This window comes from Lactobacillus sp. ESL0246, from assembly GCF_003692965.1.
In the GTDB taxonomy this organism is placed as follows: Bacteria; Bacillota; Bacilli; order Lactobacillales; family Lactobacillaceae; genus Lactobacillus.
On record NZ_REHC01000008.1, the window covers coordinates 132,300 to 144,374 of the forward strand.

The 12,075-nt window shown below is 35.5% G+C and carries 8 protein-coding genes; 2 read left to right on the forward strand and 6 right to left on the reverse strand.

All coding sequences use genetic code 11. From position 1 onward, the window contains the following. The first annotated feature begins 20 nt into the window (after nt 1-20). Together eno and F5ESL0246_RS04725 are read left to right on the forward strand one after the other, a co-directional pair. Nucleotides 21-1,307, forward strand: coding sequence for a phosphopyruvate hydratase (gene eno / locus F5ESL0246_RS04720; protein WP_122018370.1), 1,287 nt, complete (start codon nt 21-23; stop codon nt 1,305-1,307). Between the two features lie 254 nt (nt 1,308-1,561). Further along, nucleotides 1,562-3,835, forward strand: coding sequence for an HAD-IC family P-type ATPase (locus F5ESL0246_RS04725; protein WP_122018371.1), 2,274 nt, complete (start codon nt 1,562-1,564; stop codon nt 3,833-3,835). 271 nt (nt 3,836-4,106) lie between these two features. Here F5ESL0246_RS04725 and F5ESL0246_RS04730 read toward each other — a convergent pair whose 3' ends face one another. From F5ESL0246_RS04730 to dnaJ, 6 genes are all read right to left on the reverse strand, one after another. Further along, nucleotides 4,107-4,625 carry a GNAT family N-acetyltransferase gene (locus F5ESL0246_RS04730; protein ID WP_122018372.1) on the reverse strand — a complete coding sequence of 173 codons (519 nt, stop codon included), beginning with the start codon at nt 4,623-4,625 and terminating at the stop codon, nt 4,107-4,109. A gap of 347 nt (nt 4,626-4,972) precedes the next feature. Beyond that, nucleotides 4,973-5,500, reverse strand: coding sequence for an adenine phosphoribosyltransferase (locus F5ESL0246_RS04735; RefSeq protein ID WP_122018373.1), 528 nt, complete (start codon nt 5,498-5,500; stop codon nt 4,973-4,975). Nucleotides 5,501-5,599: 99 nt separating this feature from the next. Beyond that, a complete protein-coding gene (gene recJ, locus F5ESL0246_RS04740; RefSeq protein ID WP_122018568.1) occupies nt 5,600-7,876 on the reverse strand; it encodes a single-stranded-DNA-specific exonuclease RecJ in 2,277 nt (758 codons plus the stop codon). 119 nt (nt 7,877-7,995) lie between these two features. Further along, a complete protein-coding gene (lepA, locus tag F5ESL0246_RS04745; protein ID WP_122018374.1) occupies nt 7,996-9,834 on the reverse strand; it encodes a translation elongation factor 4 in 1,839 nt (612 codons plus the stop codon). An 82-nt stretch (nt 9,835-9,916) separates the two neighbouring features. Further along, on the reverse strand, nt 9,917-10,753 hold the full coding sequence (locus F5ESL0246_RS04750; RefSeq protein WP_158592798.1) for a phosphotransferase: 837 nt from the start codon (nt 10,751-10,753) through the stop codon (nt 9,917-9,919). A gap of 160 nt (nt 10,754-10,913) precedes the next feature. After that, nucleotides 10,914-12,050 (reverse strand): molecular chaperone DnaJ, encoded by a 1,137-nt coding sequence (gene dnaJ, locus F5ESL0246_RS04755; protein WP_122018376.1) that lies wholly within the window; start codon nt 12,048-12,050, stop codon nt 10,914-10,916. Nucleotides 12,051-12,075: the final 25 nt, after the last annotated feature.

A 12,075-nucleotide genomic window follows, 5' to 3' on the forward strand; every position in this document is an offset into this window, starting at 1 on the left:
AATATTTAGGAGGTTTTTAGATGTTAAAATCAGTCATTGAAAATGTTCATGCACTGGAAATCTATGATTCACGTGGTAACCCAACTGTTGAGGCTTTTGTTACCCTTTCAAATGGTGTAGTTGGAAAAGCCGAAGTTCCATCAGGTGCTTCAACTGGTGAAAACGAAGCTGTTGAATTGCGTGATGGTGGTAAACGTGTTGGCGGTAAAGGTGTTTCTAAAGCAGTTGAAAATGTCAATACTAAGATTGCTAAAGCATTAAAAGGCTTAGATCCACACGATCAAGCTAACATTGACCACGTTATGATTGAATTAGATGGTACCCCAAACAAGGCTAAACTTGGTGCTAACGCAATTTTAGGTGTATCTATGGCAACTGCCGCTGCTGCTGCTAAAGATAGTCACCAACCTTTGTACAGATACCTTGGCGGAACTGATCTAGAAATGCCACAAACTTTCCACAATGTTATCAATGGTGGTGAGCATGCTGACAACGGCATCGATGTTCAAGAATTCATGATCACCCCTGTTAAAAAGACATCATTCCGTGATGGTTTTGAAAAGATCGTTAACACTTACCATACTTTGAAGAAAGTTCTTGAAGACATGGGTTACGAAACTGGCCTTGGCGATGAGGGTGGTTTTGCTCCTAACATGAAGAACTCAGAAGAAGCTTTGCAAGCATTACATGATGCTATTGTTAAAGCTGGTTACAAACCAGGTGAAGACATTGCTATTGCATGTGACTGTGCTGCTTCATATTTCTACAACAAAGAAGATGGCAAATATCACTTTGAAGGTAAAGTCTTTGATGATGATCAATTAGCTGATTACTATGACAAGTTATTGGAAGAATTCCCAGAATTAATTTCAATTGAAGACCCATACGACGAAAATGACGTAGAAGGTATGATTAAGTTTACCCAAAGTCACAAAGACAGAATTCAAATTGTTTTGGACGATTTCATCTGTACTAATCCTAAGCTTTTAAACAAAGCCATTAAGGAAGGTGCCGGTAATGCTTCATTAATTAAGTTAAATCAAATCGGTACTGTTACTGAAACATTGGAAACTATTCGACTTTCACGTAAGAATGGTTACAACACCATGATTTCCCACCGTTCAGGTGAAACCGGCGACACGTTTATCGCTGATTTTGCAGTTGCCGTTAACGGTGGTCAATTGAAGACTGGGGCCCCAGCTCGTTCAGAACGTGTTGAAAAGTACAACCGTCTACTTGAAATTGAAGAAGAGCTTGGCGAAGGTGAGCGTTTAGCTACATTCCCAGATAATGTTGATAAAGACTAACTAGTCAATTCAAAAAAGCTTGCGATGCAAGCTTTTTTGTTTCCAATAAAAGAATGCTTTTAAAAATTACTAGCTAATTGCAAAATCCCCCAAAAATTAAAGCTTAACAATCACAGAATTAGGCTTACATAAAGTTTTTTCAAATTTAGCAAGTTTAAATACTCCCCTACTTGTCTACTCCCATTTGCTAGAAAAAATCAACTAATTGTGCTAATTTAGATAAAGATTATTTATAATATCAAGAAAGGGTAATTATGTCTGAAAAAAATAACGGCTTAAGTCAAGCCGAAGCAGATAAACTTCTTAAAAAAAATGGACTTAATGAAGTCCCAGAACCTCAATTCAATTTTTTTAAAGAATTTTTATCTAAATTGTGGAATTTATCAGCTTGGATTTTGGAGGCAGCTCTACTTTTAGAATGCATTTTAGGTAAATGGATCCAATCTTTTTTCGTGTTACTAATGTTGCTTTTCGCTGCCTGGAATGGTGCTTCAAAGAAAAAACAATCGCGACGTGTCCTAAACGATATTTCACACAAATTGACACCTACAAATTCCGTTAAGCGCGATGGTCAATGGCAAAATATTGATTCAAAATACCTAGTTCCTGGCGATTTAATAAGTATTCAACAGGGAGATGTTCTTGCTGCTGACGTAAAATTAATTGACGGTCAAATTTCAAGTGATGAAAGTTCAATCACTGGTGAATCTAAAACTGTTCGCAAAAATCCTCCCGATACTGCTTTTGCCGGTACTACTGTGACTGAAGGTAATGGCTTAGCAGTAGTTGTTGCAACTGGAGCTAATTCTCGTTCAGGAAAAACTATTAATTTGATCAATAATTCAGCTGCACCGGGACATTTACAGCAATTATTAACTAAAATTATTTACTATCTTTGTATATTAGATGGGATTTTAACACTTGTAATTGTTATTGCTTCATTTTTTAAGGGTGGCGACATTCAAAATCTGATTAACATGTTACCATTCTTAGCTATGATGTTTATTGCCTCTATTCCAGTCGCTATGCCCTCAACTTTTGCACTTTCTAATTCATTTGAGGCGACCAGATTAAGTAAGGAAGGAGTATTAACCTCCGATTTAACGGGAATTCAAGATGCAGCTAATTTAAATCTGATTTTACTTGATAAAACCGGTACAATTACAGAAAATAAAACTGCCGTTTCGCAATGGATTAATTTTAGTGAACTTGATGACAATATCATTTTGCAATTAGCCTCTGCAGCTGTTGATCAAAGAAACAAAAAAATTATTGATAACGCGATTGAAGATTTTATCTTAAGTAATGATTTAAAGATGAAGTCAACTGATAACTTCTCTCCTTTCACGTCTGCTACTGGATATTCAATGGCTAATATTGATAATCATAATATTAAGCTAGGTTCATTTAAACAGTTGTCAAGAATTGATCCAAGTGCAAATGATAAAGTTAAGGATATTGATTTTAGTGCTGGACGGTCCGTTGCTCTTTTAGTTGATGATAAATTAGCTGGTGTCTTTATTTTACAAGATAAAGTTCGTCCTGATTCAAAAAAAGCATTAGCTGAACTCAAAAAACGTGGCGTTTTACCAATTATGTTAACTGGAGATAATCAAAAAACGGCTGAAGCCGTAGCAAAACAAGTTGAATTGCAAGGACAAGTTATTTCAATCCATAATTTTAATGATCAGACAGACATGGAGACACTTGCTGGAATTGCTGATGTTCTCCCAGAAGATAAATTACGTGTAGTTAAATTTTTCCAAAGCAAGGGTTATATTGTTGGTATGACAGGAGATGGTGTTAATGACTCGCCTGCATTGAAACAAGCCGAAGTTGGAATTGCCGTTTCAAATGCTGCAGATGTTGCTAAGCGATCGGGAAAAATGGTCTTACTAAATGATGGTTTAACTTCGATTGTTAAAATTCTGGATGCAGGCCACCGTGTCTACCAGCGTATGACTACCTGGTCATTGACAAAACTTGCACGAACGGCTCAATTGACTATGATCTTGACCTTCGGCTACCTTTTCTTCGACTACATTCCAATGGCTCTAAATGCAATGGTCATATATACTATTATGAATAATATGGTTACTATGATGATCGGAACCGATCGCACTCATATTACTTATAAGCCTGAAAATTGGAATATGGCTAAATTAGCCAAAATTGCATTTTCACTTGCCATTGGTTGGACTCTAATAGGAATATTAGGAATAGATTTTCTCAATACCCATGGATATAGTCATGGAACAGTATCAACAATGGTATATGTCTTTTTGGTATTGAGCGCAATGTTTATTATTCTTATTACTCGTACAAAACATTACTTCTGGCAGGATTACCCCTCAAAATCAGTTGGTCTAACTCAGCTTGCAGACATTGTTTTAACAATAATTCTTGCACTATTTGGTATTGCGATGACTAAAATCAATTTAACTAATTTATTACTTACTTTTGTTGTCGCACTCATAGCCGCAGTAATTATTGATCTCTTCTACCAACCTATCATGAAAAATAAATAATTACAAAATTTGATAAAACACCCAAAATACTGCTAAATGCGTATCTTGGGTGTTTTTTTATATTTTCTCAAATCACAAAAATATATCCGTTTGTTTACATTGTATATAAATAACCGCATTCGATTTATCATCAAATACGGTTATTGTAAACTTGTAAGACAATTATATTCTTTCTTACATTTTTAAAGTAAAAACATTTTTCTATTAATCTAGCAAAACGAAATAGAAAAATTATTCAAGAAAATTTAAGTAAAAATTGGTCATTTTAATCTTATTTTTTTAATTCATAAACGTAAGAAATTTCATCTGGTCTGTATACACCATGTAAAGTACCAACCTTTGTGAACCCCATCTTGTCAATTAAATGTTGCATAGCTTTATTATCTTCATGTGTATCAATTCGGATAGAATCAATATTATTACCATGATCTTTAATAAAATTAATTACAGATTTTAAAAGCTCTGTTGCATATCCCTTACCAGCATAATTTGAATGAATAGCCACACGATGAATGACGACATACTTATCAGTATCACATAGCCAATTTCCATTTAAATTATCATAAGCATGATCAGGTGCATTTACAATCGAAATTGCTCCAACAGTTTCATGATCAGCTGATGAAGCTAAATAAGCTGAGCCGTTTTTAATATCCTCTTTAATCTGTTCTGTCGAAGGATAATCACCTTGCCATTGATTAACTCCTCGTTCAGCCAATTGATTTGCCCCATCCTTTAAAATGGTAATAATTTGGTCAAAGTCGGCCATCGTTGCTTTTCTTAATTGCATAATACCTTTCTCCTTTTTTGAGATACCGTATTATTATATATACTTGACCAGTGCTTGTAAAAAAATTTGCCTTCTACTTACGAGAAAATTTACTAAGACTAACTTTCAGCACAAATTTTGCTGAATAAGTTAAACTGTGAAGGAGTCAAATAAAATTCATTGACAAAAATCATTATTTTTAATGAAACTCCTTTAAGCTTTCCATTATCAAGCTGTTTTCTTGACCCAGCAATTTAAATCACTTATCAATTAAAGAAGTAAAAAAGCACAAAACTATCTAAATAGCTTTGTGCTAAAATAATCATTAAACTCGACTAACAATACTTGAAAGAGTTTAATAATTGTTATTATGCTCCATGATACTGAACAAGAGAAAATACGTCCAATCCCGGAAGCTTTTCTTTACCTTTCAAATCAGGCAATTCAATATAAAATGCCGCACCAACCAATTGAGCACCTAACTCTTCAACTAATTGTTTACATGCACGCAGTGTTCCAGCAGTAGCTAGCAAATCATCACAAATAACAACTCTTTGACCCGGTTTTAACGCATCTTTATGCATTTCCAAACTATTTGATCCATATTCAAGATCATATGAAGCACGTTCAACTTCGCGAGGAAGCTTATGAGGTTTTCTCGCGGGGACAAAACCTAGTCCTAATTCAGTTGCAACTGGGCAGCCAACGATAAATCCACGTGCTTCGGGACCAACAATGACATCTGCCTTCCGACTCTTAGCATATTCAGCCAATTTATGTGTTGCTATTTGAAATAATTCTCCATCTTGCAAAATGGGTGTAATATCCCGAAACATGATTCCCTGATTAGGAAAATCTTTAACACTAGCGATATGCTTTTCAAAAACGTTTGCCATAAGAAGAATAAAACCTCCAAAACTTTAATTGCTTGCTAAAGCTTCTTTGACTTACCTATTCTAACAAACTTTTTACTGAAAAGCATCAAAAGCACCTATTTAATGCTGCTTTAGTTGTTTTTTTACATACATTAACAGTCTAGAACTAGACATTCGACGCAATTGTTGTACAAAGTTAATTTGTGACTGTGTTGCAATTAAATATTTTGATGCTGTCAGAGACTGTTTAGAAGGATTTTTTATTCCAAAAAGTTTTCCTGAAAGTAATTCAACAAAATTAAGTTCAAAAAAGACACGCAAAATAAATAATATACTTTGAAAATCTAATCCAATGAAGGGACCGACCTGTCGATAATCTTCAATAGAAAGTCCAGGATGTGAATAAACATATTTTAGAACCGTTTCAAAAGAAGTTTTAGTTGGTATCTTTTTTACAGGTAGCCGATCGAGAATAAAGCGTAAATATAATTGTTCATACCTAACTGTTAAAGCAGCATCAAGCTCCTTTTGACTATGAGGCGCATCAAGCAATACAGCAACTTCATTCTCACCATCATAATCACCAATTGAGATGATTTTGTTAGGATCAAGGTCAAATGCGTTAGCTGCTAACGATCGATTTCTTTCATCAAATAATAGATACCGGTCTGCAAAACCCATTACATGCTTTTCTCGCCGTAAATCTATTACTGGCTCAACTATGTCTAGTTTGGGCGCAGCAAAGACAATTCCCTCTATTATTCCTTGAAGCTTTTTTTGCTTACGATAGCAGTTTTCTTTCAGTTGTATAAATAGTTCACCAATATACGGTAAAAGTGATTTGGTTAAAAATTTTTTATTAAATCCAACAACCTCAAGTTTCTTGTTACTCTTTTCAATGGTTAAATTAATATGATTTTTTTCTTTGCCCATAAAAAACCAATTTTTAATTTGGGGCGAAGTAATTTTGAAAATTGGTTGATCGTTGTCAGTTCCAAAAGGCCCAACAAGTTTAATTTCTGATAAAATGTTCAAATCAAGTTGATTAAAAGGTAATTCAAAGTCATATTGTTTGATAATCGCGGTATTAGCAATCGTAAAGCTAGCTTCAAAAGCTTGTCTTAATGGCACAATTTTATCTTTTTCAAGGGATAAACCACAAGCAAAATCGTGTCCACCAAACTTAGTCAGTAGCTTACCTTTCAAAGGTACAAGTGCGTTAAAAAGATTAAATCCTGGAACTGATCGACCTGAACCTTTAATAATACCAGCAGCATTTTTAGTTAAAATAATTGTCGGTTTATGAAATTTATCCGCAATTTTATTGGCAACTAATCCTAAAACGCCTTCATGAAACTCAGGATTATAAATAACCAAGGTGTTTTGTAAATACCAATTTTTGATTTTAATTTGATGACAGCAATTCTGGTAAACTTTTTCTGTCAAAACTTTACGTTTATCATTTAATTGTTCGACTTCATCAGCTAATTTTTGAGCAGTTTCTTCATCTTCTGACAAAAGCAATTCAACTGCTAGTCCCGCATTAGCCAATCTTCCAACTGCATTTAAACGTGGAGCAATACTAAAACCAATATCTGTTTCATTAATTTGTCCCATATTTAATCCGGCATTTTTGATTAAGGCTAATAACCCCGGTCGCTGAGTTTGATTTAGAATTTCCAGACCTCGTTTAATAATTACATGCCCTTCACCAGAAACTTTAACCATATCTCCAATTGTCCCAATCATCACCAAATCAAGCAATTCAGTCATCGGGTCTTGCATAAGCTCGCGACAAATTGTGTAGGCAACGCCAGCTCCACAATAATCATCGAACGGATATTTTTGTCCCGGATAATTAGAATGAACCAGCGCATAACTTTGCGGAATAATTTCTTGCATTTTATGGTGATCTGTAATAATTGTATCAACGCCTTGTTGTTTGGCATACTTAACTTCTTCAACTCCGGTTACACCATTATCGACCGTAATAATCAGCTTGGTACCATTGGCTATAATTTGCTTATAAATTTCGAGATTAGGGCCATAACCATCTTTAAAGCGATCCGGGATGAAAAAATGAACATCGGCACCAAGAATACTTAAAGTTTCCACCATAATTGTGGTAGCAGTAATCCCATCTGCATCATAATCACCATACACCGTAACTTTTTCACCATTGTCAACCGCTTGGTTTATCCGTTCGACAGCTTTAACAAGATCATGCATTAATTTGGGGTCAGCTAGGCTATCTTCAGTGGAATTTAGCCAAAAATCTAATTTTTCAGCCGTATTTATATGTCGCGAGGCCAATAAACTTGCCGAAACAGGAGACAATTGAAACTGTTCAATTAATTCAGGATCTAACGTTTCTTTATAACGTTCTTTCCATTCTATCATTTAATTAACTACGCCTTTTTCTATCATTAGATTAATTTCTAAGAAAAATTCCAAAGCTGCACTCAAAATTAACCTCAATTATAGGAAATCAATAAATGCATCTCTGGAATTAATAATTATTTCGAAGATAAATCATCGTCATTCATTTTTAAGACAGCCATAAAAGCATCTTGAGGAACTTCCACATGACCAACAGCCTTCATTCGCTTTTTACCTCGTTTTTGTTTTTCAAGCAGCTTAGCACGCCGATCAGGATCACCCGTGTGAATTTTCCATGTAACGTCTTTTCTATATGGTTTAACAGTTGCACGAGAAATAATTTTTGCCCCAATTGCTCCTTGAATATCGACTTCAAAGTTTTGCCGCGGAATCAGCTTTTTCAGCATTGAAGTCATTTGACGAGCCCGGTTTTGAGCTTCATCACGGTGAGCAATAAAACTTAACGCATCAACAACTTGTTTATTTAGCAAGATATCAATCTTTACTAAGTCAGTTGCTCGATAACCCGTAATCTCATAATCAAGTGAAGCATAACCCTTTGTTGAAGATTTCAGATCGTCAAAGAAGTCATAAATAATTTCAGCTAATGGCATGTTGTAGATAACATTTACACGGTACTTATCTAAATAATCCATAGTGACGAATTCTCCCCGCTTACGTTGACACAATTCCATCACTGGACCCACAAAATCATTGGGCACCATAACCTCAGCCTTGACAAACGGTTCCTGTACTTCTTTGTATTCGCCCGCCGAAGGCAAGTCAGAAGGATTATCTATTATCTTAGTTGAATTATCATTCATAATAGCATGATAGTCAACCGATGGGGCAGTCATAATTAAATCTAAGTCAAATTCTTGTTCCAGTCGTTCTTGCACTACATCCATGTGCAACAAGCCCAAAAAGCCACAACGAAAACCAAAACCTAATGCCGTAGAGGTTTCAGGTTCAAATTCTAGAGCCGCATCATTAAGCTGTAATTTTTGTAATGCTTCTTTTAAATCATCATATTTAGAATTGTCAACGGGATACATACCAGAATAAACCATCGGTGGAATCTGACGGTAGCCCGGAAGTGGTTCTTGAGTAGGTCGATCAGACAAGGTAATCGTATCTCCAACTCGAGTTTCTCGAACAGATTTAATATTCGCTGTTAAATAGCCTACATCACCAGCAATTAAAAGATCTTTTTTAACTGGATGTGGGCTAGAAACTCCTACTTCAGTAACTTCATATTCCTTTTCTGTATTCATAATCTTGATATGATCTCCAGGTTTAACCATACCATCTTCAACACGAATGGACAGAACAACACCGCGATAGTCATCGTATTTTGAGTCAAAAATCAAAGCTTTCAGTGGTGACTCTAAATCACCTGTCGGTGAGGGAACTTCCTGTACAATCTTTTCTAATAAGTCACTGATTCCTTGACCAGTTTTGCCAGAAACTTCAGCAGCTTCTGTTGCATCAATTCCTAACATTTCAGTTATTTCTTCTTTTGCTTGTTCTGGATTTGCCGATGGCAGATCTATTTTATTAATGACGGGTAAAATTTCCAAATCATCATCAATCGCCAAATAAGTATTAGCCAGTGTCTGTGCCTGAACCCCCTGTGAAGCATCAACAACTAAAAGAGCCCCTTCGCATGCTGCAAGCGACCGTGATACTTCATAGGAAAAATCAACGTGTCCTGGGGTGTCGATTAAGTGAAAAATGTAGTCTTCACCATCTTTTGCATGATACTTGATTTCAACCGAATTCATTTTGATAGTGATTCCACGCTGCCGCTCAAGCGGCATGTCATCAAGCATTTGATTTTTTAATTGACGCTCAGAAACGGTATCAGTTAATTCGAGAATTCGATCGGCAATCGTTGATTTACCGTGGTCAATGTGTGCCACAATTGAAAAGTTGCGAATATGATTTTGATAATCTTGTAATTTTTTAATGTCCATAAATTATTTGCATCCTTTTTTCTATCTTTTTATTATACCAAATCAAAAGTAGCAGTTAAAACTAAAGCGTTACATTTACATGTTATTGCTGTGATAAATACTGCTCAACGTCAGCCAGCATTCTCATTCCTACTTGCTCAAAATTAGTATCCATAATTTGACTGGTATAGCTAAAGATTCCTAGAGCAGTTATAAAAAGTAGAAAATTCTCAGTAACTTTGCTTATTTGCCAATCGATTTGGTTTGACTGGTAACCACGTAAAAACGCCTTTTTCAGTTTTTGATCATTGCGAAAGTCTTGGTAGAACAGTTTGGTGAAATCTAAAAAAACTGGTCCAATTTTAGCTTTTTCAAAGTCGATCAAACATATCCTGCCAGCAACAATTTTATAATTGCGCAAACCTACATCCCCATGAATTACATGCTTGGAGGTACGATTAATGTCTTGCTCAATTGTTTTTGCATAAAGCTCAAAGTAACTGAGTATTTCTTGCAAATGAATATTAAAACTACTTGCAGAGATGTTGGTCAGTGTTTCATTCGCCATGATCCAATAATCAATCTCTTTATTAATACCCGCAAACGGTTTTACTTCTCGGTGAAAATCACTTAACACCTCTCCCATTGTGCTAGCCAAATCAGGTGTAATCGGTCTAGCAATATCTTCAAGGTCGAGATTATGCATAACTAAAACATATTGTGCCGGTTCAATCACAAAGTCAGTTAAATAACGCTGATTGATCTGTTGGTTGACTTTCTTTTCCGTTTCCATTTTATGCTTGACTTGAAAAACTTTGACAAAGATAGTTTGTTGGTATAAATAGCTAAATCCACTAAAGGATATGTTTTTCGATTCATGGGGGATCAGTTTTAAATCCGCCACCAGTTGCTGATCCAAAATTTGTTTTACGTTCATCATAGCCTCTCTCATTTAGCAAGTGAAATAGTAGTTCTAAAATATAGGATACCATTAATTGCACTGATAAATTATAACCTTTGTATTTTTTCATATTTAATGATTTATCAGAGAATAAAAATAAAGCATTAAGGTAATTCACCTACCTTAATGCTTCGTTTTTTTATTGCAATTTATCTTTTAGTCTTTCAAAAAAGCCTTTTTCCTGCGGTGTAATTGAACCACCACCTGCTTTAACAAAGTCAACTAAAGCCTGTTTTTGCTTTTCGTTGATTGACTTTGGAATCTGAACTTCAACAGTTGTAACTTGATCACCATTACCGTTGCCACGAAGATACGGAACACCTTCATCGCGAATTGTAAACTTCTTATTAGGTTGCGTTCCCGCAGGAATCTTGAGCTTTTTATCACCGTGAACAGTTTTTACATTGATTTCATCTCCAAGGGTCGCTTGAGCAAATGAAATCGGAACTGTAGTATAAATAGTTGTACCTTCTCGTTTAAATTCCTTAGATGGTTTTATGCGATAGCTAATATATAAGTCACCATAAGCACCACCATTCTTACCGGCTTCACCTTGACCCTCATAGCGAAGTTGTTGACCATTATCAATTCCGGCTGGAATATTAACTTCAATCGTATTTTTACTATCAATTACACCTTTACCATGACATGTCTGGCAGGGATGCTGAATAATTGTCCCACGACCATTACACTTATCACAAGTAGTTTGTCGCCGAATAACCCCAAGCATTGACTTTTGAGTTATTGTCATATATCCTGTACCGTTACACTTATCACAGGTGATAGGATGTGTGCCCTTTTCTGCACCACTGCCATTACAAGTTGAACAGGTCTCGCTTCGAGTATATGATACTTGCGTTTTTTTACCCGTAATTGCATCCATAAAATCAATCGTTAGAGTATAATCTAGATCTTCTCCTCGTGTAGGTGCTGTCGGATCGGCACGCCTTTGGCCAGTACCACCACCAAAGAAATCGTTGAAAATATCTCCAAAATCGCCGAAGCCTCCAAAGTCACCATAACCTTGGCCACCTCCAAATCCACTTTGACCATTATTTACTCCTGCTGAGCCGAATTGATCATATTGTGCACGTTTTTGTTGATCATGTAAAACTTCATATGCTTCATTTATTTTTTTGTATTTTTCTTCAGCACCCGGCTCATGATTAATATCAGGGTGATATTTCTTAGCTAATTTACGATAAGCAGAGTTAATTTCTTTATCACTGGCATTTCGATTAACGCCTAGCACATTATAATAGTCTTCTTGTGCCATCTACAAAGCTCCTTACTTTCCAAAA

Bases quoted from the DNA above. Each gene is read 5' to 3' on its own strand.
- eno (WP_122018370.1), top strand. From the start codon at position 21: ATGTTAAAATCAGTCATTGAAAATGTTCATGCACTGGAAATCTATGAT.
- F5ESL0246_RS04750 (WP_158592798.1), bottom strand. From the start codon at position 10,753: ATGATGAACGTAAAACAAATTTTGGATCAGCAACTGGTGGCGGATTTA.
- F5ESL0246_RS04730 (WP_122018372.1), bottom strand. From the start codon at position 4,625: ATGCAATTAAGAAAAGCAACGATGGCCGACTTTGACCAAATTATTACC.
- lepA (WP_122018374.1), bottom strand. From the start codon at position 9,834: ATGGACATTAAAAAATTACAAGATTATCAAAATCATATTCGCAACTTT.
- F5ESL0246_RS04735 (WP_122018373.1), bottom strand. From the start codon at position 5,500: ATGGCAAACGTTTTTGAAAAGCATATCGCTAGTGTTAAAGATTTTCCT.
- dnaJ (WP_122018376.1), bottom strand. From the start codon at position 12,050: ATGGCACAAGAAGACTATTATAATGTGCTAGGCGTTAATCGAAATGCC.
- F5ESL0246_RS04725 (WP_122018371.1), top strand. From the start codon at position 1,562: ATGTCTGAAAAAAATAACGGCTTAAGTCAAGCCGAAGCAGATAAACTT.